Genomic DNA, 25053 nt, shown 5'->3' with positions numbered 1-25053 from the left:
AAAAAACCGTTTTGGATTTCAAAACGGTTTTTTTATGAATCTATTTTCTGATTTCTGAGTACTGCCATCTGCCTTCTGCTTACTGCCTTCTGCTTACTGCTTCACTATTAATAAAGCAAAAAGTTTATACCCACATTAAGGGAGCTTCTGGCGTTCATAATAGTATCATCATAATCATTATATTTAAATAGCTCAGCCATACCGCCTTGTCCTTCATATTCGATAAAAACTTTAAACTTGTCTGATACCGGAATTTTTACACCAATTCCAAAAGCAAGTCCGCCATCTACCTTATTAAAACTTTCCTTGATGTCAGAATCAAATCTTGTTTCTTTGGCATTCATTAAAAAGCCTATGTAAGGGCCAAAGTTCAGGTACCAGTTCTTTCTGTTACCAAAATGCCAGCTGGCCATTAAAGGAACCGTAAGATAATCTAAATTAATATCTGTACTTGCATAACGAACTACAGGGTCAAATTGGTCAGAAACCTGAATAAGGTCATTATCCCATCCTTTTCTGTCGTAAATCAATTTTGCTTTAAGACTCCAGCTATCAGAAAAATAATAATCGGCTGATGCTCCAAAATTAAAACCTATGCTTGGGTCAGCAGAATCATATCCTGTACTCGCATTGGATGAGTTCAAGCCAGCATTAAGCCCGATTTCTATTTTTCCTTTATTCTGCGCGGAGGAAGTAACGATAAAACCCAAAATGGCCATCGAAGTGATTAGTACTCTTTTCATAAAGTTTGTTTTTACGCAAACTTAGAAAATTAATTAGAATTTGGTGTTAAAGATTTGAGATTTTGGGTTTTAGATTTTAGATTTGAGATTTCAGATTTTGGATTTGTTAGATAAAAAATTTGTGTGATTTAGAAAACTAATAAAGTAAAAAGTTTATTCCAAAGTTCATAGCATGTCTTACACTAATATATCGATCACGGTATTTAAAAATCTCTGTTAGTCCGAGTTGTGATTCATATTCAAGAAAAAATTTAAATTTATTTGATGCCGGAATTTTTATACCAACTCCATAAGAAATACCTCCACCTATTTTATCAAAACTATCTTTTATGATAGTATTAAATCTTGTTTCTTTTGCATCCATCAAAAAACCAATATATGGACCTCCGTTAGTATATACATTTATCCGATCTTCATCATCACCATAAGCATGAAAAGTAATCATTAACGGAATAGTAATATAATTTAAACGGATGTTGGTACTTTCATACCGAACGACAGGGTCGGATTCATCAGAAACCTGTATAAGGTCATTATTCCATCCTTTTGTTTCGAAAATATACTTAGCTTTAATACTCCAGTCATCTGAAAAATAATAATCAGCAGAAACTCCAAAATTAAAGCCATATCGTGAATCCGGTAAATCGTATATTTCAATGTTATTACTGATATTAGTAGTATTAAAACCTATATTAAAACCCATTTCTACTTTGCCTTTATGCTGTGCAAAGGAAATAGCAATACAACCAAAAACAGTTATTAATGTAATTAGTACTTGTTTCATAAAGTTTGTTTTGGGGGATTTGAGATTTCAGATGGAAGATTTGAGTTTGAATTAACAAAAATGTCTATTATCTGTTATCTTATTTCTAATTTTGGCTTTTCATAAAATCAATGGTTACATTAGCTTTAGCAGATCAATCAAGTAAAAAGTTTATTCCAAAGTTAAAGGAGCTTCTTATATTCATATTCTTATCACCCTCCTCATTATTTTTATAAATCTCTGCCATACCACCCTGTACTTCATATTCAATAAAAAGTTTAAGCTTATCCGATACCGGAATTTTTACGCCTATTCCTAAGGATAAACCTCCATCTACCGTATTAAACTCTTTTTTGATATCTGTATCTAATCTCGTTTCTTTAGCATTCATTAAGAAACCTATATAGGGACCAAAGTTTAAGTACCAGTTCTTTTTACTCCCAAAATGCCAGTTTGCCATTAGAGGAACAGTAATGTAATTTAAATTGACGTTTGTTCTTTCATAAGCAGGAAACTCAATAGGGTCAAACCCAGAAACCTGTATAAAATCATTATCCCATCCCTTTCTGTCATAAATTAATTTTAATTTAAGACTCCAGCTATCAGACAAATAATAATCTGCTGAAGCTCCAAGATTAAGACTTATACTCCGCTCAGCAGAATAATAAGTTGTAGTCGCATTAGATGAATTTAAACCAGCATTAAAACCGATTTCTATTTTTCCTTTGTTTTGTGCGGAGGAAGTAATAATAAAGCCAAAAATGGCTATTGAAGAAATTATTCTGCGTTTCATAAAGTTTGTTTTTACACAAACATAAATAAATCACACAAATAATTGTGTTAAATAAAACAAACAGTATCGATTTTTAACAAAATTAAACTGCTTTCAAAGCTTCAATTAGCAAGTCAATATCTTCTGATGTATTAAAGTGGCTGAAGGAAATTCTTAAACTAGGTTTTTTCAGGTCTTCGTCTGAAAGCATTTCTTTTAGTACGTGTGATGGTTTGATGCTTCCCGATTGGCAGGCACTGCCTCTGGAAACAGCTATCCCTTTCATATCAAGATTAAAAAGAATCATAGCGGTCTTTTCATCAGAAAATGGCAATAAAACATTGATGATGTTGTAGAAACCTTCCGGGTTTCCATTTATTTTAAATTCCGGAAAATTAGTTTGCAGCTTCTCTACAAAATAATCTTTTAGGTCTCGGATTTGCCTTCTTTCTGCCTCTAAATTTGCATAGGAAATCTCCAGTGCTTTTGCCATACCGGCAATATTATGGACGTCTTCTGTTCCGGCGCGAAGTCCTTTTTCCTGTTCGCCTCCAAAAATCATTGGGTTTATGCCAGCATTTTTTCTTATAAAAGCAAAGCCCATACCTTTTGGCCCATGAAATTTATGGGCGCTGGCAACAATAAAATCAACTTCTGCTTTTTGAAGGTCAATTTCTGTCTTGCCTACAGACTGTACCGTATCTGAATGAAAAAGTGCATTGTATTGCTTACACAACCGGGCTACTTTTTCTATATCTAAAACGGTTCCTGTTTCATTGTTTACATGCATCAAGGCAACCAACGTGGGCTTATCCTGAGAAAGCAATTCTACCAAATGATTGATGTCTGCCTCTCCTTTTGAATTCAGATTGACAAAGTCTACTTCAACGCCATATTCTGTCTGTAAGGCCAAAACCGTATTAAGTACTGCATGATGCTCAATCTTGCTCGTGATAATTCTTTTTACTTTTAAATCTTTTATTGCCGAACGGAGAATCCAGTTATTTGCTTCTGTACCTCCGGAAGTAAAAATTATTTCCTGTGCTGATGCGTTCAATTGCTTTGCAATCAATTTTCTTGACGATTCCAATATGTTTTTAGCCGACCTACCAAAACTGTGTGTTGAAGACGGATTTCCATATTCTTCCTGCAGGACATGCGTTATTTCCTGAATAACTTCAGGTCGTAGCGCTGTTGTAGAAGCATTATCAAGATAAACTTTTTTCATGATGCAAAAATCGGGATATAAAATGAATTATACATCTTTAGGCTGTAGTTCTTTTGTTTTCGGTTTAAAGATGTGCTTGCTGTTAAAAATAATAATTGACAGTAGTATTAAGGAATAGGCAATAATCTGGAACGTCGTAATTTCTTCCTTGTAATAAAAAATGGCAAGGAAAAAATTAATCAGCGGATTGATATAAAGCAATATTCCGACTGTTGACGAATTGACTCCTTTCAGTGCGTATAAATTCAGGAATAGCGGAATAATAGTAAACAAAACCACTATGATAACCAGATAAAAATAAAAATTAAAGGCCGTTGGTACTTCTGAACTATAAAACGGATAAAAAGGCAATAGGATAATTGCTGTGGTTGTCAGTTGTAATGTAAGCAATAAAAATTTGTCAATTGCTGTATTTTTTCGTTGCGAAACCAGATACAAAGCATAGGTAGCAGCTACTATCAGGCTGTAAAAAATATCCATAAAATGATTAAACGACAATAGAACACAGCTAAAAATACTCAAGCCTACTGCTGTCCATAGCCATTTGTTTAGTTTTTCCTTCAATATAAAATAGGCAAAAACGGTGGTGAGTATCGGACAAACCAGATAGGCAAAAGATGCAGCCTTGACACTCACGTGGTTCATGACATAGATAAAGAAAAACCAGTTGGCAGACAACAGCAAAGAACCTCCCAAAGTCAGGAGTACGACATTTCTCTTTTGGGTTGCAGACATCAGCCTGAAATTTTCCTTTGTTTCCTTTAAAGTCTTTTTTCTGAAAAGGAGATTGATTCCCATCATGAGAACGACACATAGGAATACCCTGTAAAATAGAATGTCCAGTGATGGATATAGGTGTAACGGCTTTAAAGCCAAACTAAAGAATCCCCAGATTACAAAAGCTGTAATGGCTGCCAGATAATATTTTGAAAGTCTCATGAGAAGTAAAAATCCGAAGCAAATGTAGGAAATACAATCTGCTTCGGATTCGTTATTATGAATTCATTAAGAATAAATTAATGGGCTCCTTCGGCTTCAATGGCATCGACATCAATATTCTGCCTTTTCAGTATTCCTTTTACGGCTATCGCAAAGAATGTAAGGTAGGAGAAACAGATTACCGGTATTACATACGAAGCGTGGATTCCGATAATATCTGATAATTTTCCTTGAATTGGCGGGATAATTCCTCCTCCTAAAATCATCATTACCAGGAAAGCCGACCCTTGAGCTGTGTATTTTCCAAGACCAGTAATTGATAATGTAAAGATAGACGGCCACATAATACTACAAGCCAAACCTCCGGCAAGGAAAGCGTAGATTGCAACGGTTCCCGTAGAGAACAATCCAATCAGCATGGCAGTAACACCCATTAGTCCAAATAAGATTAATGTTCTGGCCGGTTTGTTCTTGCTTAGGAAGAAAACCAAAACCTGCAATAACACACAGATTACATAATAGTATAGTGAGGTCATATCTTGCTGCGCCAATGTATTTACGCCAATAATAACCGAAAAGGCTATCAATGGAACAATAATAAGGGCTAATTTTCTTTTGCTTGCAGACAGGTTAAAAACACTGATAGCTCCTGCCCAACGGCCAATCATCAAACTTCCCCAGTACATTGATATATAAGGTGCAATTTCCGATGATTGGAAACTTCCAAATTCAGGCAGTTTCAATAGTTCTCCCAGGTTACTTCCTACAGCAACCTCAACTCCTACATAGGTGAAAATAGCCAGCATTCCTAAAACCAACTGCGGGTATTTCATGGCACCCCAGCCTTCGTTTTTCTTTTGTGCGCTTCGGTTCGCGAATAAAAGCCCGCCCACAATTACCAATAAAGCGCCAGACAGCCAATACATTCTGTATTTTTCAAGCGGGTGTCTGATTTCCTGAATTTCTTTGTGCTGTGGTTCAACACTCAATTCCAATACTTTGATTTCGCTTTTGATTGATTCGGAAGCTGTATTTTTTTCTTCTTCAGAAATCACTTTATCTTTTTTAATCTTTACCAGATTATCGCTTAATTTTTTGATGTCTTTCGTTATAGGTTCGATTGACTTTTCAATTTCAACTATCTTTTTTGCTTCCGGTGAATTATAGCTGTTGAAAACGGGCGCAAACATTATGGCCAAAAGACCCGTCATGACAATTAAAGTAGTCATCGCTTTATTTGCTTTTTCCATTGGCTCGTCCGAAATTCCGGATGGAAGTTTTTTAGAGAAGAAGAAAACGCTTGCTGCTATCAAGAATAAGATTCCTACTCCTACATATAACAGGATTACTTTATCCAAACCTAGTCCTTTAATCTGTTCATCGCTTACTGCTGCTGCCGTTCCAAACAAAGCAAAACCAACAACAATTGGCCCGATTGTCGTTCCGAAAGAGTTAATACCACCCGCAAGGTTTTGACGGCTGGTCCCCGTTTTCGGGTCACCCAATAAAACAGCAAATGGGTTTGCTGCTGTTTGCTGCAATGAGAATCCTAAAGCAACTATAAACAAACCTACCAACATTCCTGCATATACATTCGCTTCTACCGCAACAATCATGGCTCCGGCTCCTAAGGCAGAAAATAGCAATCCGTAAACAATACTTCTCTTATATCCCCATTTGCCAACCAGGTCTTTCCCGTTCACGGCTCCGAAAATAAAAAGCAGCAACGCTCCCAGATAATATGCAGTATAGAAAGCAAAATCAATCAGCTGTGATTGAAACTGGTCTAACGAAAAATAGTTTTTACAGAAAGGAATAAAGATGCTGTTTCCGGCAGCAATAAATCCCCAGAAGAAAAATACTGTAATCAGCGTATACAGCGCAGGATAATTTGTTTTAGTTTCTGAACTCATTTATTAAGATAGTTTAGTTAAAGCAATAAAAAATAGGATTCTATTTAATAAAAACAATTAATTTTTGATAAATATACATTTATATGAAAACACCTTGCAACAGATTACGATTTAGTTATTAACGAAAACGATTTCTTAAGTCGTTTTTTAATCAAAATACAACGTTTGCGTAATCTTTTTCACAAAGTTTTTTTTATTCTGATTTTTTTATTTCGGATTTAGGACCTATCCCGTTACTGTTGAAAGCTTCAATCTGAAAATAATAGGCATCAGAACGGTCTAATCCGCTGAAATAATATTCATTTTTGCCATATACCATTATTGAACCGTATAGTTTTTCAGGCGATTTTCCGAAATAGATGACATATCCATCTGCATTAGGTTCCTGTTGCCATTTGAACCAGACACTTCTTCGCTCTCCTTTTTTTCTGGCTTCGGCACGTAACGGAGCAAAGTTTTGTACCGCATCTGGCTTCTGCCCTGCTCCTTTTCCAAATATCCTGAAACCGCTGATGGCAAATTTCCCTGTTGGCATTTGGATGTTTTCTACTTTTAAATACCGTGCAGTAATTGGCTTTTCCAATTCCATATAATCATGAGGCACGTCTTTAGTATTTTTGCTTTTATCGACAGCTATTTTCCAGTTTTTACCATCATTTGAAGAATAGATAATGTACTTATGTCCTGTTGTAGTTTCCGGTTTGCCCATCAGTTCCACATCCTGGTCTGCAAAGTTGATTTGTATGGCATGAATTGTCGATTTTTCTCCCAAATCAGAAATCAGGTATTCGCCTTTAGCACCCGTTTTAGCAGACCAATACGTCTTGATGTCTTCGTCATTACTAAAATTAGGCTGAAAACCTCCCAGGGTAGAAGAAACCTGAACCGGCTTATTGTAATTTAAAAGCATCCATCCTGAAAAGCTTTCCTGTAAATGGTTCTTTTTCTGTGAAGGAAGAAAAGTCGGATAATCGCCATAAGCCGTATTGGAATATAATATTCCATCTTCATCAAAACCGGCGGGCCAGATTCCTATTCGTCTTTCAAAATTATTCTTTGTTGAAATTACAATTGTAGATACGTGCCAATAGTCATTATTGGTATCCTGATAGGTAGCTCCGTGCCCTGCTCCTCTTGCAAATCCTCCGGGTTTATAGGAAAACGGATTATGGGATTGGTATTCAAAAGGTCCTAACGGATTTGACCCTACATAAACGCCATCTGCATAACCGCTAAATTCGGTTCCGGGTGCTCCGTATTGCAGATAGTATTTGTTTTTGTATTTGGTCATAAAAGCACCTTCAGTAAAAGGCTGTAAGAAAGTATTGTCGTTGTGTTCGCCAAACCGTTCCCAGCCATGTTCGTCATCATTGAGTGCCAAAACGGGAATACGTTCGCCTTCGGGCTGAAAGGTTTTACGGTTTAACTTCACACCATACAGCGGATACAGATTACTGGAACCATAATACATATAGACTTCATCTTTTTCTTTGTCCCAGAAGATTTGCGGGTCCCATGCCGCTGCTTCCGATTTATGAACGAGTTCTTTCCAATCGTCTGTTTTGGGGTTTTTGCTCATCCATAGCGGAAAATCCTTAGTATGCGTCGAACCGATTACCAATAGCGTATCATTTACAAATGATAGCGATGGTGCACAGAGTTCGTCATAAACCTTATGTTCCGGGCGGAGGAATTTTCTGGATATGAATTTCCAGTTGAGCATATCGGAACTATGCCAATAGCCCCATTGATTGGTCGAAAACAGATAATATTCGCCTTTAAAGTTGGTGATTACCGGGTCTGCTGTTGCGCGATGTTTTCCTTGTGTTACAAAATTTGGAATCGGGCAATATCCGTAATCAATATTAATTGGATTGCAATAGGTTTTTTGTTGCGAGAAACCTTGCCCCGAAAGGAGCAAGATTCCTGCAAGACTTACTATTTTTGTTACTTTCTTTAAATTTTGTCTTTTAAAAAAAATCATTGTTATTGTTTACTTTACCGGAAAAATGCTGATAGCCGTTCCGCCACCAGCAGCCAGATTTAGCTTTAACTTACTTTTTGAAGTCACTTCAATTGTCTTGATTTCATAATTGATTGGGTTTTTCTCCCAGTGTGCTGTCTTTCCGTCCTGATAAATAATGGCTTTATATTTTTTTCCCGGAGTTAAAAAATCGAGTGAAACTGTGGTGTTTCTAGGATTTTCGTCGGTAATTGCACCAACGAACCAGTTTTCACTTCCTTTGGCTTTTCTGGCAACCGTTAAATAATCGCCCGGTTCTGCTTCCAGATATTTGCTTTCGTCCCAATCTGCTGCAACATCCTTGATGAATTGGAAAGCATCTGCATATCTTTCATAATTCTCAGGCAGGTCACAAGCCATTTGCAATGGTGAATACATCGTAACATACAGGGCCAGTTGTTTGGCAAGTGTAGTATGTACCTGTTCTGTCTTACTGGCATCGTAATGGCTCATCTTGATTTCGAAAACACCCGGCGTATAATCCATCGGTCCTCCTAAAAGTCGTGTAAAAGGAAGAATGGTTTCATGTGTTGGCGGATTTCCGTTACTCCATCCGTTGAATTCGTTTCCTCTTGCCGCTTCGGCCGCAATATAGTTTGGCCATGTTCTGCTTACACCTGTTGGACGTGATGATTCGTGAGAATTGACCATAATTTTATATTCTGCCGCTCTTTGCGGAACATAATTGAAATGGTTGACCATACTCTGACCGTCGTGAAATTCTCCTCTTGGAATAATTTTCCCGACATAGCCTGTTTTTACTGCCGGATAACCGTATTTTTTCATTACGTTCAATGCTCTATCCAAACGTCTTTCATAATTGGCAACAGAACCTGAAGTTTCGTGATGCATAATCATCTTTACATTTTTCGACTTTGCATAGTCACTGATTTGCTGTATGTCGAAATCCGGATAGGGGGTCACAAAGTCAAAAACTTCTTCTTTCCAGTTTCCAAACCAGTCTTCCCAACCTACATTCCAGCCTTCAACCAATACGCCATCAAAACCGTGTTTTGCAGCAAAATCAATATAGCGTTTTGTGTTTTCTGTGGTTGCTCCGTGCGGCTTTTTGCCTACGCTTTTTTGAGATGCATCTTGTGTACCGCTCAAATCCCAGGTTGAAACACCAACGTGCATTTCCCACCAAACCCCTACATATTTCATAGGTTTAATCCATGAGGTGTCTTCTATTCTGGACGGTTCATTCAGGTTTAGAATCATTTTAGAGCCTACAATATCTCTGGCATCATCGCTTACCATAATCGTGCGCCATGGAGAAACAGCCGGAGCCTGGAGATATGCTTTATCGCCTATTGCGTTAGGTACTAAATGTGATTTTATTTTAAAGTTTGAAGTATTGACATCCAGGTGCATTACCGGATAATTCACCACAGCGGCTTCAAAAACATTAAGATAAAGACCCTCTGCCGATTTCATCATCAATGGCGACTGTACCACATAACGGCCACCGATAGATTTTACGGCAATACCATTGTTCAGGTTTAATTTGTCGTTATCAATTTCTGATAATTTTGTCTCATTGTATACGTATTCCTGGCTGTCATAATCGCCCGGAATCCAGAATGTCTTATGGTTTCCTGCCAGATTAAATTCTGTTTTTTCATCAGAAATGATAAAATAATTCAGCTTGTCCTGTTTTGGAAATTCATACCTGAAAGCAACACCTTCGTCGTATACTTTGAAAACGATATCCAGCTTTCTTCCCGTAGCTTTCTGTACGAGTGAAAAAACAGCCTGATTGTATGTATTGCGGATAACAGATTGTTCTCCTAATACCGGTTTCCAACTTTCATCAACGCTTTTGTTTTGTGTATTTGTTATTTCAAATCCTGTTTCCAATGCTTCTGTCTCTTTTAAAGCAATCCCTAACAAACTTTCTTTTATGACAGGTTTGTTTTTATAGTTTACGGAATAGGACGGGCGACCTTCGGCAGTTAGTTTAAAGGTTACTGCAATTTCTTTGGATGGAGACTGGACTGTCTGAGCGTTTAAAAATCCCGTCAATACGAGAAGGCACAGGGTAAAGATGTTTTTCATATTATATAAATTTCGCTAAAGGTAGCTAATCGGATTTAGAAAAAAGCCCTTTAGAGAAACCTAAAGGGCCTTTTAAAACTCACAAAAAAAATTATTTAACTAACTCAAACTCCAATTTCATGTCTGTCGCTGATGTACCGCCAACAAAGATTTCAAAATCTCCCGGCTCTGCGGCAAACTGCATATCTATTCCGTAGAACTTCAAATCTTCGGAAGAAATTTCGAATTCAACAGTCTTCTTCTCTCCTTTTTTCAAGAGAATTTTCTGGAAACCTTTTAGTTCTTTTACCGGTCTGGTTACAGACCCGACTTTATCCCGGATATAGAGCTGAACTACTTCTTCTCCATCATAATTTCCTGTATTGGCAACTTCAACCGTAGCTTTTAATTTTTGATTGAAGTTGATTTTGGTAGCAGATAGCTTAAAATTAGAATAGGTAAATTTTGTATAGCTTAGTCCATAACCAAATTCATACAAAGGTGAATTGTCAACATCAATATAGCGTGATTTATATTTTTGCTCATTGTCTGCTTTTCCTAAATAAGGACGTCCGGTGTTTTTATGATTGTAATACAATGGAATCTGTCCTACATTTCTAGGAAAAGTCATTGGCAATTTCCCGCTTGGGTTATTGATTCCGTAAAGCGTCTGTGCAATAGCATCGCCTCCTCTTGTTCCAGGCCACCAGGCTTCAAGAATCGCATCCATATTTTGGTCTTCCCATTCTAATGTTAGCGGTCTTCCATTCAGCAATACTAAAACGATAGGTTTGCCCAGTTTTTTCAATTCTGCCAAAAATTCTTTCTGTATTCCAGGCAGGTCTATATTGGTACGTGAAGCGGCTTCTCCTGTCATGTTTTCGAATTCACCCATTACCGCAACGATAACATCTGCTTTTTTAGCATTGTCAATGGCAGCCTGCATCATGTCTCTTTTCTTATCCAGAATTTCCACTCCTTTTGCAAAACTGATTTTGCTTTTGTCTGTGATAATTTTATTTACTCCTTCTTCAACACTAACAGCAAATCCGTGTCTGTCGCCTGATGCTGCCCAGGAACCAATAATATTATATTCATCGCTGATTAGCGGCCCAACAAAGGCTACTTTCTGTTCTTTTTTCAGCGGTAGCGTATGATTGCTGTTTTTGAGCAGTACCAACGATTTGTTCGCCACATCTAAAGCAGCCTCCAGATATTCTTTTTTATAGGTGACTTCTTTCTCTCTTTTGGCATCATTATATCGGTAAGGGTCCTCAAACAGGCCTAAATCGTATTTTGCTTCTAAAATTCTTCGGCAGGCATCATTTATCTGCGCCTCGGTAACTTTTCCTTCAGACAATGATTTTTTAAGGTTCTTCATGTAGATTCCTCCAACCATATCCATGTCAACACCCGCGTTTAATGCCAATTCGCCCGCATGTTTTTCATCTTTTGCATAGCCGTGAGGTATCATTTCGTTCATTCCGGTATAATCGGTTACCACAAAACCGTCAAATTTCCATTCGTCTTTCAGTATTCCGTTAACCAGAAATTTATTTCCGGTGGCCGGAACTCCAGAAATTTCATTAAAAGAGGTCATAAAAGTTCTTACTCCTGCATCAACCGTAGCCTTGAATGGCGGCAGATAAACTTCTCTTAGCATTCTTTCTGACATATCAACTGTATTGTAATCACGTCCTGCCTCTGCAGCTCCATAAGCCGCAAAGTGTTTTGTACATGCCAAAATAGTGTTGATGGCTGAAAGGTCATTCCCCTGATAACCTCTTACACGAGCCATCGCTAATTTAGAACCCAGATAGGTATCTTCTCCGGCACCTTCTGATACCCTACCCCAACGTGGGTCACGGGAAATATCTACCATTGGTGAAAAAGTCCAGTGAACGCCTCCTGCGGCAGCTTCTGCAGCAGAAATTTTGGCTGCCAATTCCACAGCATTCAAATCCCAAGTAGCTGATTCACCCAGAGTAATTGGGAAAATAGTTTTATAGCCATGGATAACATCATATCCAAAAAGTAACGGAATTTTCAACCTTGAATTATCGAGATTCATCTTTTGAAGTTCAGCTGTATATTTTACGGTAGTCGCATTCAATATAGAACCTACATTTCCTTTTTTGATTTGTTCGATAAAATTATCTCCGGCGGCTGGTCCGGTTATGGTTCCGTCTGCCGTAAACTGTACAAGCTGGCCAATTTTTTCATCAATTGTCATTTTAGCCATCAGCTCTGAAACAAATTCTTTTTTGGGCTTAATTGCGCTCTTCTTTTTGTCCTTTTGGGCATTAGCTGTAAGCGAACCCGCTAATAATAATAGTACTACTGTTTTAAATTTCATTATGATATTTATTTAGGGAAATTTGTTTATTGCTTCTGCTGTTCCAGCATCCAGTCATAAATTTCTTTGTTGTCATATACTCTGCTCCAACTGTCGTGATTGGCATCATCGAAAATGGTCAGGTGAATGTCTTTGCTACATGTTTTTAGTTTTTTGTAGATGGCTATCGAATAATTCACATCTACAACATCATCTACCAGTCCATGGAAAATCCGTGTTGGAATATCCTTAATCTTGCAATTTTCCATCATAGGCACTCTGTCAACAAATCCTGCAATGGGCACCAGTGCGGCAAACATTTCGGGATGAGCAAAAGCCAGATTCCAGGCTCCCCAGGCTCCCATACTCAAACCTGTAAGATAAATTCTGTTGGAATCTATATTATTTTCTTTTTGGATTTTTTGTATCAATTTATATAAGACTTCTGCGTTCCAATATTCATTGTCAGGACATTGTGGCGCGAGAACGTAACTATCCAATTCATTATTTTTGAGGTATTTGAAAGGGCCGTGTATTTTAACCTTTTCAATATCTGAACCTCGTTCTCCTGAACCGTGGAGAAAGACCATGAGCGGTTTCTTTCCTTTTGTATTTTTGGGGATATGCAGGGCATAATTTAATTCGCTTTTTTGGGTAATTTCGACAGAAATTGCTCCGGTAATGTCTTTTTGAGCAAAAGAGATACCGGACACCAATAACCCCAATAAAGCCAGTTTTATTTTCATTTTAAAATCCGTGTTGTCCGGAATGGAATCCAAGATTTACCAAACCTTGTCGCACTTCCGGTGCATTCATAAATAAATTCCAAAGCAATCCTGAACGGTAGTTCTCCAGCATAACCACCATTGGACCCTGGTCAATTGCCAGATATCTGTTAGCTGTCCATCCGTAATGCTTGCTGTGGGCATCGTAAAAACCTGCCGGACCCCATAACTGTCCGCTGTAGTTTTCATAAAAATTGCGCATCGCTGCTAATGATTCTGTTGGAGTATACACTATAGAACTTATAGCTGCCGTAGGCGATACGATTCCTAAATCGTTGCTTGGCATATGTGCGTTATAGCCAATACTTCCATCGGGATTTCTGGAATAGGAAGCTGTTAATCCCCAATAATTTGGGCCATATCCTGCAAAATTCCCAGGATTTTCAACACAATATTTATAATTGATTTTTGAATGATTGACATTGACATCCCAATAATTAGCATATTGGTCTGTCAGCTGTCTCGGGTCTAAGCCCAAATAAGAATAGTGTGCCCAGAACAAAGGTCCTCCGGCCTGTTCAGCACCATTATGCTTTAGTAATAAAGGAATTCCGTATTTTGTTGCAGACGAAACGATTCCTCCGTTTCTTGCCCATCCTTTATGATAAGCCTCCGGAGTTATGCCATGTGTTGGCGACGCGCTTGCAAGAACATAAGTAATCAGGCATTCATTATAACCTTCCAAAGGAAAGTCCATTTCCCAGGCATAATCAGGCGACCAGTGCCAATACAAAACATTCTGGTTGTTTCTGTACCAATTCCAATCAACACCTTTCCATAAATTGTCGAATTTCTGTGCCAGGGCTTTTTCTTCGGCGGTACCTTCTTTGAAAAATTCGCGTACGCAAATCATTCCCTGACATAAAAAAGCCGTTTCTACCAAATCACCACCATTGTCTTTTTGTCCAAAAGGCTTTACTCTGCCCGTAGTTCCATCCATCCAATGAGGCCATGCTCCGTGAAAACGGTCGGCATTGGCAAGAAAATCTGCAATTGTATTCAATCGGGATACGGCTTCACTTCTGGAAACATAGTTTCTGGAAGTTGCTGCAATTATTGACATCAGCCCAAAACCGGAACCTCCTGTGGTAACAATATTGGAATCATTTTCCGGATAATTACCATCCGGATGGTATCTTTCCCTTGCCAATTTTGAGTTTGGCTCGGCAAAATCCCAGAAATATTTAAATGTCTGTTTTTCAACCGCATCTACTAATTGTTCATCAGTTAACGGTGTTGGGGTTGCAGGTGTAGACGAATCGTCTCCTTTTGGAGACGATTCGTTTGAACCACAACTTGCAACTATTAGAAATATAAAAAATAGGTATTTCATCAATAGAGTTTATTACCAGTTCGGGTTTTGGCCCAAACCTGGTGTTTGTATTAATTGACCATTCGGGATTGGGAAAAGCTCGTGTTTGCCTACTTCAAAAGGTTTTCCATTGGCTTGCATGGCTTGTGCTGCCTGTCCGGTTCTAACCAGGTCAAACCATCTGTCATGTTCAAAAGCCAGTTCTAATCTTCTTTCTTTCCAAATCAGATTTCTTAGTAAGTTCTGGTCTGTCGTAGTTATTTCTCCAAGGTTTACCCTGTCACGAACTTCTTTCAAAGAAGACAAGGCCACATCTGAATTGCCCAGTTCATTTGCAGCTTCTGCACGAATTAAATAAATTTCTGCAAGTCGCAATACCCTGATGTTTTTATCACCGTCTCCTGCACCTGCATTGGCACTGGAATAAGCTTTTTCATTATACATTGGGTTTTCTACGGCAGTGCTTACTACACGCCCGTCATACATTGTTTCACCTCTGAAAATGATAGTTGCATCTCTTCTGATAACATCGCCTTCAGCATTGTAGGCATCCAAAAGATTTTGAGATGGCGTATTGAATCCCCATCCCCAACCGCTTGGTCCTCTCGCACCTTGCGTTTCTGAATATTGCTGTACACCGTGAGCGATTGATTCTCCACGAGCCTGAACTTCAAATATAGATTCTACGCCATTTTCTGTATTGACTCTCCATATTTGAGCATAATCCGGCTCAAGGCTGTATTGCCCTGAAGTGATTACATCATCTGCATAATCATAAGCATTCTGCCAATCTTTTTGATACAGGTAAACCTTTGCTAACAACGCTTGTGCGGCACCTTTAGTAGCTCTACCTAAATCAGCAGATGCGTATTGACTCTTTTCCGGCAATACCTGAATGGCATCCAGCAAATCCTGCTCAATAAAATCATAAACCTGTTCTTTAGGAACTCTTACAGTTAGGTCAACATGTTGTAAAGGCACATCGCCAAAAGCCCTAACTAAGAAAAAGTAGTGATAGGCTCTAAGAAATTTGGCTTCTCCAATTAGTCTGTTTTTATATGCTTCGTCTGTAAGCCCGTAACTTTCTGTATAACCTATAGAATAAGTAGCACGTCCAATGGCTTTGTACCAGTTTGTCCACATGGCTTCAACAGAACCTGCTGTAGCTGTGAATGTCAATCCATCAAGTAATCCTTTATCACCTCCCGGGTCACCAGGCGAACTTCCTTTATCAGCATTATCAGAAATAATTTCAGTAATTCCAAGATAGGAGAAGGCATAATCCCACTCTGTCATCATTCCGTAGATTCCATTCACAAAGGCAATCGGTTCCAAATTTTCCCCACTGTCTTCTTCTGTAATCTTTTCTCTTGCATCTACATCAAGGAAATCGTCGCATCCAACTAATACGCCGAGAGCGAATGAAAGACAAACAATTTTTTTATAATTTATTTTCATACTATTTTTTTTAAAATTCAAGGTTTATACCAAAAATGAAAGTTTTGATATTCGGATAAGCTGCCAATTCAATACCGGCAGTTTCGTTTGGTGCACCACTATTATTCAACTCCGGAGTGAATCCTGAATATTTAGTGAACAGGAAAGGATTTTGTGCCGTTCCGTAAATTCTAAGTCTGGAAATATTAAACATATCTTTAAAAGTATATCCTAAAGTAATGTTGTTGATTCTGAAATAATCACCATCTTCTAAGTAATAACTTGAAGACAGGGCATCTCTGTTTGCCCCCGGATTTGTATTTGAAGTTCCCGGTCCTGTCCAACGGTTGTTAAATGTTTCTGCAGCAATATTTTCACCTGCATCTACTCGGGTTCCTTTAAGTCCGTTATACACTTTGTTGCCTCCGGCTCCAAATCCGTCAACAGATAAATCGAAATTTTTGTAGGCAAGATTCACATTGATTCCATAAGAGAATTTTGGTATGTAAGAACCAAAGAATTTCTTATCTCTGTCGTCAATTACACCGTCACCGTTCTGGTCTTTATAACGCAACTGACCTGGCTGAGGCACTCCGAAATGCGGATTGGCATCAATTTCTGCCTGAGTTTGCCAAACACCGTCTGCTTCTAACAGCCACCATGAATATATTGGCTGACCTTCCTGTAATCTTTTTGTGATTTGACCATCACCAAGACTACCGCCTGTCATTCCATCATAGGCAGGTTTTACATTCTCTAAGGTATTTTTATTATGGGCATAATTAACACCTATACTATATGAAAAGTCTTCAGTAATGTTATCTTTCCAATTTAAAGCAATTTCATATCCTTTGTTTCTTACCTCACCTCCATGGTCATAGTAATTTTGAGATGCAGGCGAATTTAGGATTGGTTTTACATTTAATATTGCATTTGTATTTATCCTGTTATAGTAATCAACACTACCTGATAATCTTCTGTCCAGCAATTCAAAATCAACACCCGCATTAATTTCCTTAGTAACTTCCCAAGTCAAGTTTGTGGCTGGTGAACCTACTGCGCCTCCAAATACTAAATCCTGATTTGGTCCAAAAACATAATTTGTATTGGCACTACCAGGGTTTGTAATAATTGAAGTTGCATTAAAAGGTACGTTTGCATTACCTACTTCACCGTATCCTGCTCTTAGTTTAAGGAAATCCAGATTGTTAACTTCGCTTAAAAAGCTTTCGTTAGTCAATACCCAACCTACACTAACAGAAGGAAATGTTCCCCAGTAATCGGCATTCTTTTTAAAATTACTGTTTCCATCACGTCTAATAGTTCCTGAAACATAGTATTTCTCGTCAAAATTATACTGAAGCCTTCCAAAATAAGAAAGGACATTTGTAGGAGTTTGAAAAAATTGCGTGACAACTTTAGTATACCTTAATGATGCCATATCCAAATTCCAGTAATTTTCCTGTTCCGGAACACCATAGCCTTCTATAAAAGATTCATATATATCATTTCTTCTTTCTTTCGTAACACCGGCTGTAGCATTAAAATTATGCTTACCAAATGATTTACTTGCTGTTAAATAAGTATCCCAGTTATATCTGAAACTTTCAACATCTTTATAGGAAAGAGAGTTGTTTGCGAATACTGTAGAAGTAGGTGCCCCATTTTGATCATTTAGAAAATCAGCAAGGGTTTTGAGAGGATCAGCTGCCAGATAACGTCCACGAATATCATTATAAATTCTGGTTTTGGAATATGATTTTGTAGCTCCAAATCGGGTCGTAGCTGTTAGCCAATCTGTAACTGTATAATCAGCCTGAAGTAATCCCTGAAGTTCCATCATCTTATTCTTCTCGTTCTGGAAATTTACGTTCGCAACCGGGTTACCAATTGAATTCAAACGACCACCTTGCTGTCCGGCTCCAATGATATAATCCGGCAATCCTGTAGTCTTGTTCCAATAGGACATTCCATATCTTCCATTAGGATAATAAACAGGAATTATAGGAGCCTGTTTGTATGCTTCCGTAAACGAACTGTACGGTTTTGGAGTAGATTTTGTAAATGCAGCACTAACATTTTGCGTGATCTTTAATTTTCCGTCAAAGGCTTTATATATATTGTTAGATCTTAAAACGTTTCTTGCTACTTTGTGCCCTTCTAAAAGTCCGTCTTCTTCGTAGTTATTGAAACTAAAATAATAGGTCACACTTTCTGAACCTCCGGAAAGCGAAACATCATTTCCTTGTGAGAAACTTGTTCCTGCCAATGCATCATACCAATCCGTGTCATACGGTTGATTAAGTGCTAATCTGTCCGGATTTCCAATAGCTGCACGACTTTCATTAAAATAAGTCACAAACTGACTTGAATTAGCCATTTTAACAGGATTCAGTATTGATTTTGCTCCATAAAAAGAATTTATCTTAATACTGATTTTTCCCAGTTTCCCTTTTTTTGTTGTAATAAACACAACTCCATTAGCAGCATTAGAACCATAGATGGCAGCCGAAGCTGCATCTTTCATGACATCAAAAGATTCAATGTCATTAGGATTCAGGTTAGCAATACTACCCGTAATAACACCGTCTACTACATACATAGGCGACCTTCCCGATTCTGCAGTTCCCAAACCTCTGATAATAATTGTAGGTGTAGCACCCGGCGCATCATTGGCAATAATATTTACACCTGCCGCCTTACCTTGTAAGGATTGCAGGGCATTAAATGCCGGCTGTTTAGTAATCTGGTCTGATTTGATTGTTGAAATGGCACTCGTAAGATCTGTCCTTTTTTGAGTACCATACCCTACGACTACAACTTCCGTAAGGTCTGTGCTTGACATTTTCATGGTCACGCTCATGTTTTCTGCAGCATTTATCGTGAGAGTCACATACCCCAGAAATGTAAACGTAATAGGCTCGTCTACTTTTGCATTAATTGAAAAATTTCCATCAAAATCTGATACTGAGCTTGATGTGGAACTCAAAATGTTGACTCCAGGGAGTGGGAGCCCATTTTCATCCAGTACCTTACCTTTTATATCCTGAGCGTAGAGATGCCCATGGAAAAAAAGGAGTACAAATACTCCGAAAATAAAGTTTTTCATTTGTTTATATTTTGTTAAAAGTTAGTGTTACCAAATTACGAATTACAACGTTGTAGTAAACTTTATGAACTCACTACACAAACACATCATTTTAAAATAAATACAAAATAAAAACCTGATTTTAAATAACTTATAAAAACAACAACTACATTTAGAGTACCCTCTAAATTAGCCGATGATGTAGTGTTGATGTATTGTTATTTGATAAAAATGTTATGAAAATATTTAATTATTATTAAAAAAGAATCCGAATTTATATATTAATCATAAACTTGGAAAGATTATCATCTGAAGTCAGGCCTAATTTTTTTCTCAAACGATAACGATGTAGCTCTACCCCACGGAATGAAATATTCATCAACGGGGCAATTTCTTTGGATGATAAATTCATTTTAAGGTAGATGCATAGCTTGATATCTTTTGAAGTAAGCATTGGAAATTTATTCGACAGCTTATGTACAAATTCTTCATGGCTCTGCATGAGGTTGTGTTCAAAGCTCTCCCATTCATTTTTGTTAAGCGCATTAATTTTTATTGATTTTCTAATCTTGCTCTTAATCTGGTTGATATCTTTTTCTGTTTCAAGAATTTCCTGAATACTGTCAATCATTTCACTTTGTTTGGCTATTGAAAGTGATTTTCCGGCAACTTCATAAGCCTTATTCTGGACTTCAATTTCAAGAATGTGCTTTTCATATTCCTGCAGTTTCAGTTTGTTTTCCGCATTAAGTTCCAATTCAAGAATTTCTTTCTGGTGTTTGAGCTCTTCTTCTTTCAATTTGATTTTTTCAATGTACCGGATTTTGTTCCAACGGTAATACAGGAAGAAACTACCCGAAATAACCAAAATATAGAATAGTATCATCCAGAACGAAAAATACCATGGCTTGCTGACCGTAAATGTATAGGTGGCCACTTTGGTGTATTTGGTTCCGTCATTATAATAAAATTCCAGTTCCTGAAGACCGCTGCTTAGGTTATTCAAAATCAGCTTTCCTTTTTTTATGGGTACAAAGTCATTGGAATCATTCAGCTTATAAAACAGGTCCGGACGGTTGTAGCCAAAATATTCTGTTATTACATTCACTTCAACCGACTGGTTATACTTCACCCGGGTATCTTTATCAATCAATTTATCCTGATAGAAAGCTTCGGCATAGACGCCTTGTATTTTGAGTTTCTTATTATTGATTTTGAAAGCAATAAATCCGTCGTCCAGATTCATCAGGTAATGGTCTCCATCCTGATAAACCTTAATGTTTTCCATAATGATTCTTCCTTCATAATACTTTTCAGGGATAAGTTCCCAAATAAACCGGTCTTTAACCTGAGACACTACATAGAGTAATCCGTTTTTTAATACTATAAAATTTTCATCATTAATAGGTATGATGTCTGAAGTGTTTTTAAAAGAAGCATTAAAAATCTTATCCTTTTCTAATTTCCCCGAAATGGAATTATAGACATACCAATTATTATCGATCAGGAAAAGGATTTCATTTTTATAGCTAAAAAGCTTCACGCCATAATCATTCTTTATACCGTTTTGCAGTGAAACATTTTCAATTTTTTTGACATTGAAATTTTTATCATATAAAATCCTGTAAAGACTTCTGTAATTGTCTGCCGCCCATAATTCTCCACGTTTGTTCTGGGCCAGATTCTTGATAGGTTTTTTCAGTCCGGCTAAAAGTTTGTACTTCGAGAGGTCATTGATATCTTCATAGACTACAATACCTGCATAATTTCCCTGAAAATATACATTTTCGAATTCTCCTTTTAAGAATTTCCATCCGCCATTTATCGGGCTGACTTTTTGCAATCGTGCTGTTCTTCCATCATACAAAAATGTTCCGTCATTATGGCCTATAATGAATTCGTTGCCCCGTTTGTATATGTCCCAAACCTGTCCCTGTGAATTGGGGAGCACCTCCAGTATTTTATTTTTACTCGTAAAAATTCCGTGATTGGTTACAAAAAGGTAGCCGTTGTCTATAGTAGAAAGCGAATAGACCGAACCCAAAATACCGGAACTGTCTGAAAAAACCTGAACAGGAGAATTGATTTCAACATGACAGATTCCGTTGTCCAGTCCTAACCACAAATCTTTTTCCTTGTCAACACCAATAGACAGGATGGCATTGTTTTTAAGTGCATTCTGCCTGTTAAGATTCTGGTAGGTTCCGTTTTTAAGATTAATAATATACAATCCCTGTAATCCGCTACCAATAACCAGTGTATTATCGTCAACAAACTTGGCCGTTACAAGAACTTCTTTTTTAATGACTTCATTCAACGGATGGCTCCACGGCACAAGATTACCATCTATTACTACAAAAACTCCGTTATTTTTTGTAAAAATATAAACCTTGCCCTGGTATTTTTCAATATGATGAATGACATTTTCTTCTAAAATCTTCCAGTTCTTTCTCTTAACAAATTTTTCCCCTTCCATCATATAAATTCCTTCGCGGACAGTCGCCACATAAATTTCATTGTCAATGAGGTAGCAATATGAAATTTGGGAAGGGAATTCTATTTTCTTAATCGCTTTTCCATCATAAATAAAGACTTCATTAAAAGTCTGAAAGTACAGCTTATCCTTATATTTAAAAATTTTCCAGATTTCTTCGTTATCAGACCCGCCTTGAAAAATATTCTTACCTCTGGTAAGCGAAAAATATTCCATCTTGCCATTCATTCTTTTCCAGTAGCCAAATTCTTTATAGGAACCGGAATAAATCTTGTCATCATCAATAAATATGGAACGGATAACAGTTTTGTTAGGAAGGGCATATTTTTCCCATATCACACCATTGTATCTAAGGAAATAATGATTATTTGCAAAATACATGGCATTATCACCTCCCTGGGTTACATTCCACACCTGATTATCTCCATTGTAATCCGATTTGGTGAAATTCTCTACAAAAGGCAGTAATTCCTGCGCCTGGACACACAATGAAAAAGAATAAAAGAATAGAAATTGAAAAAATCTTAGCTTCACAATTTAAGGGGATTTATTTCCAAATATAAGAAACATATTATGTTTGAATTGGCAGGAAACTTAAATAAAAATTAATGCTGCTGCTCCAAATAATAAAAAAAACTATTTTTGCTCTAAATTCTATTGAAATGAAAAAATACTTAGGAATAATGTCTTGTTTGTTTTTGTTGAGCTCCTGCGATGATGGTGACCTGACTTTTGATTCATTTGATTTTAGCAATGTTACTGCGGCAGACTGTGAAAATAACAACTCTGAGGTCTTAAACTCTGTTTTTAAGCTAAACAACAATGAAGCCCTGGTTATCAAATTTCCAACAAACGTTTTTCCTTTCAGAAATATAGAAGGAACAAGCACATTATCAATTTCTGCCGAAAATAAAATTATCTATCGGGTTTTTAACGGGCAGGTTACCCCATCTTATTTCTGCTCTGTAATTCCTCCTGTCACTCCTGTTGTTATTGACGAGTGGAGTACGGCCGACCAATCCAGCGGTTCTATTGAAATTAAAACTACCCCTGTAAATAATACTACAGAAATACTGGACGCAAAATACGACCATACTATCATTTTTAAAGGAATTACCTTATCCAATTCGACTGGGGGAACTGTAACCTACACAGAATATATTTTCGGAAAATACCAAACCAAATCGAATATTAAATTTTCTTTTAGTTCTGTGCCTATCCAAAAATGTTCGGAAAGCAAACTGATTAAAATATTTGATTCCAATGTTGGAAATGTTGAGAACAGGCAAAATCTCAATGAAGTTATAATTCTCGATTTGCCTCCTTCTGTTTTTCAACAAGCGGCCGGTTCTGAAACTTATTATGTAGACGACTCCCATCAGATTACTTACAGACTATATGGTGGTGATGTTATTGCTACTGCACTTTGCTCAGAAACAGGATTGCCGCCGCTCTATGAAGAATGGCAAGCTGAAGACGGGGTTTCAAATGGTGCGAATTCTACAGGAGTCATCAAAATTGATACTGCTGTAAATGGAACTACCCGAACACATACTATTACATTGACAAAGGTACAATATAGAAAAACAGGACCTACCAATAATACGTTTGTACAGGAAATCCAAACTTTTGGGGACTATATAACGACCAACTAATAGAGTCTATAATTATAAAAAAAGCCCGACTGTTTAGTCGGGCTTTTTTTATAATTATCTGTTAGGATTTTGTTTGATATAAACTTCTGTAGCTCCCAGACCATACTTTTGATAGTCGGCATCCTGAAAAATTATTTCATCATAACGACCCAATAAAAAATCAAGCTCGGCTTTCAATACACCTTCACCAACTCCATGTATAAAAACAATTTTGGGAATCCTGTTTTTGATGGCAAATTCAACATGTCTTTTTGCTGTTTCGGTCTGGAGTGTGAGTATGTCATAATTTGACATGCCTCTTTTATTCGGAACCAGTTTTTCGATGTGCAAATCAAATTCCGGAACGCCTCTTTCGTCTCTTGTCTTCTTTTCTTTAACGAAACTCCTTGGTTTTGGTATTTCTTTCTCTTTTAAAACCTGACTTAAATTATGACTTCCAATTCCAAAGTTTAAATCACTGGATTTCTGAATTTTAATTAACTCATTGACAAAATATGTCAACTGAAAACCATCATCAGTTTCGATGGTAATTTCATTATTTTTGACCGACAAAACAACACCATTAACCGCTTCATCAATCACTGTTACCCTATCTCCTTTAACTAACATCATCTTCAGAATTATCCTGGTTTTTACTTGGTACTTTTGCCATCAGCCTCATCATTCCATACATAAAAATGACGATGGCAACTATCATAATATACAGATTTGGCTTCTCTTTACTTTGTTCATATAATGCAAAAATACCTGCGAGCGCCATTATGGGTATGTATATTTTTTTCATTGTAGATTCAAATTTGCTATCTGCCAAAAGTAATAACTTTAAAAATAATTTCCGGACACACCTCAAACTTTATGCTTTTTTCGTAAAATTGTAGTAACAAATTTATACGCTATGGAAGAATACATGATTCCCTGCATGAATAAAAAAATTTTTGGAGTGGACTGTCTGGGCTGCGGAACACAGAGAGCCCTGGCTTTAATCTTTAAAGGAGAATTTGTGGACGCTTTTCACATGTTTCCGGCCATTTACACTACCATCTTGTTTTTCATAGTGTTAGGATTAAACTTCATCGACAAAGCACGAAATTACCATAAAGCAATAATTTCTTTAGCAATAATCAATGCGGTAATAATGGTAATTTCTTACATTTACAAAATCACCAACTAAACAATTAAATCTTTTTATCTATGGAAAAACAAAAATTACCTAATGCTTTAGCCGTTCTTATTCTGGGGATTCTATCTATCCTAACCTGCTGCTGTTATGGTATAATCGGATTAATTCTTGCTGTTGTAGCACTTATACTGGCTGCAAAGGACAAGAAACTTTATGTTGAAAATCCAGAATTATATTCGAATTACTCTAACCTGACAACCGGAAAGATTTTAGCCATAATTGGAATTGTTCTTAACGTACTTATGATTCTTCTTTATGTATGGCTATATGCAAAGCTTGGACTTGAAGGTATGCAAGACCAACAACAAGTAGAAGCTCTGATGAGAGATGTTATGGGAGGCTAAGCCCT

General features: G+C 37.2%; 18 protein-coding genes. 3 read left to right on the top strand and 15 right to left on the bottom strand.

Annotated features, from left to right (window positions below):
• Positions 1–107: 107 nt before the first annotated feature.
• From ASG38_RS11530 to ASG38_RS11465, 14 genes are all read right to left on the bottom strand, one after another.
• Positions 108–743 carry a porin family protein gene (locus ASG38_RS11530; RefSeq protein ID WP_056070864.1) on the bottom strand — a complete coding sequence of 212 codons (636 nt, stop codon included), beginning with the start codon at positions 741–743 and terminating at the stop codon, positions 108–110.
• Positions 744–879: 136 nt separating this feature from the next.
• On the bottom strand, positions 880–1527 hold the full coding sequence (locus tag ASG38_RS11525) for a porin family protein (protein WP_056070861.1): 648 nt from the start codon (positions 1525–1527) through the stop codon (positions 880–882).
• A gap of 133 nt (positions 1528–1660) precedes the next feature.
• Positions 1661–2299 (bottom strand): porin family protein, encoded by a 639-nt coding sequence (locus ASG38_RS11520; RefSeq protein ID WP_056070858.1) that lies wholly within the window; start codon positions 2297–2299, stop codon positions 1661–1663.
• A gap of 82 nt (positions 2300–2381) precedes the next feature.
• Positions 2382–3506: a cysteine desulfurase family protein gene (locus ASG38_RS11515; RefSeq protein ID WP_056070856.1), complete on the bottom strand. Its 1125-nt coding sequence runs from the start codon at positions 3504–3506 to the stop codon at positions 2382–2384.
• 27 nt (positions 3507–3533) lie between these two features.
• Entirely contained in the window at positions 3534–4445 is a 912-nt protein-coding gene (locus tag ASG38_RS11510) for an EamA family transporter (protein ID WP_056070853.1), read from the bottom strand.
• Positions 4446–4522: 77 nt separating this feature from the next.
• Positions 4523–6358, bottom strand: a complete 1836-nt coding sequence (locus tag ASG38_RS11505) for an MFS transporter (protein ID WP_056070850.1) — start codon at positions 6356–6358, stop codon at positions 4523–4525.
• A gap of 193 nt (positions 6359–6551) precedes the next feature.
• Positions 6552–8342, bottom strand: coding sequence for a discoidin domain-containing protein (locus tag ASG38_RS11500; protein WP_056070848.1), 1791 nt, complete (start codon positions 8340–8342; stop codon positions 6552–6554).
• Positions 8343–8351: 9 nt separating this feature from the next.
• Complete coding sequence (locus tag ASG38_RS11495; RefSeq protein ID WP_056070846.1) at positions 8352–10439, bottom strand: glycoside hydrolase family 97 protein; 2088 nt, start codon at positions 10437–10439, stop codon at positions 8352–8354.
• A 91-nt stretch (positions 10440–10530) separates the two neighbouring features.
• Positions 10531–12774: a beta-glucosidase BglX gene (gene bglX, locus ASG38_RS11490; RefSeq protein ID WP_056070843.1), complete on the bottom strand. Its 2244-nt coding sequence runs from the start codon at positions 12772–12774 to the stop codon at positions 10531–10533.
• 26 nt (positions 12775–12800) lie between these two features.
• Positions 12801–13499 (bottom strand): prolyl oligopeptidase family serine peptidase, encoded by a 699-nt coding sequence (locus ASG38_RS11485; protein WP_056070840.1) that lies wholly within the window; start codon positions 13497–13499, stop codon positions 12801–12803.
• Position 13500: 1 nt separating this feature from the next.
• Positions 13501–14871 carry a glucoamylase family protein gene (locus tag ASG38_RS11480; protein WP_056070836.1) on the bottom strand — a complete coding sequence of 457 codons (1371 nt, stop codon included), beginning with the start codon at positions 14869–14871 and terminating at the stop codon, positions 13501–13503.
• A 12-nt stretch (positions 14872–14883) separates the two neighbouring features.
• Positions 14884–16308 (bottom strand): RagB/SusD family nutrient uptake outer membrane protein, encoded by a 1425-nt coding sequence (locus tag ASG38_RS11475; protein WP_056070833.1) that lies wholly within the window; start codon positions 16306–16308, stop codon positions 14884–14886.
• Positions 16309–16318: 10 nt separating this feature from the next.
• Entirely contained in the window at positions 16319–19396 is a 3078-nt protein-coding gene (locus tag ASG38_RS11470; protein WP_056070829.1) for a TonB-dependent receptor, read from the bottom strand.
• A 253-nt stretch (positions 19397–19649) separates the two neighbouring features.
• The gene (locus ASG38_RS11465; protein WP_056070825.1) at positions 19650–22403 is read right to left on the bottom strand and encodes a histidine kinase; all 2754 of its coding nucleotides are present in this window, start codon (positions 22401–22403) and stop codon (positions 19650–19652) included.
• 128 nt (positions 22404–22531) lie between these two features.
• Here ASG38_RS11465 and ASG38_RS11460 point away from each other — a divergent pair, with 128 nt between their 5' ends.
• The gene (locus ASG38_RS11460; RefSeq protein WP_157486155.1) at positions 22532–23524 is read left to right on the top strand and encodes a hypothetical protein; all 993 of its coding nucleotides are present in this window, start codon (positions 22532–22534) and stop codon (positions 23522–23524) included.
• Positions 23525–23578: 54 nt separating this feature from the next.
• Here the strand turns inward: ASG38_RS11460 and ASG38_RS11455 are convergent, their stop codons facing one another.
• A complete protein-coding gene (locus ASG38_RS11455; protein ID WP_056070819.1) occupies positions 23579–24133 on the bottom strand; it encodes a Smr/MutS family protein in 555 nt (184 codons plus the stop codon).
• 286 nt (positions 24134–24419) lie between these two features.
• Here ASG38_RS11455 and ASG38_RS11445 point away from each other — a divergent pair, with 286 nt between their 5' ends.
• Both ASG38_RS11445 and ASG38_RS11440 read left to right on the top strand, forming a co-directional pair.
• Positions 24420–24695 carry a DUF2752 domain-containing protein gene (locus ASG38_RS11445; protein WP_056070814.1) on the top strand — a complete coding sequence of 92 codons (276 nt, stop codon included), beginning with the start codon at positions 24420–24422 and terminating at the stop codon, positions 24693–24695.
• A 20-nt stretch (positions 24696–24715) separates the two neighbouring features.
• Positions 24716–25048 carry a CCC motif membrane protein gene (locus tag ASG38_RS11440; RefSeq protein WP_056070811.1) on the top strand — a complete coding sequence of 111 codons (333 nt, stop codon included), beginning with the start codon at positions 24716–24718 and terminating at the stop codon, positions 25046–25048.
• Positions 25049–25053 lie beyond the last annotated feature (5 nt).

It is taken from the genome of Flavobacterium sp. Leaf359, assembly GCF_001423985.1.
GTDB lineage: Bacteria > Bacteroidota > Bacteroidia > Flavobacteriales > Flavobacteriaceae > Flavobacterium > Flavobacterium lindanitolerans.
The sequence above is the reverse complement of the archived record's forward strand: the minus strand, read 5'-3'. Positions and strand labels throughout refer to the sequence as shown.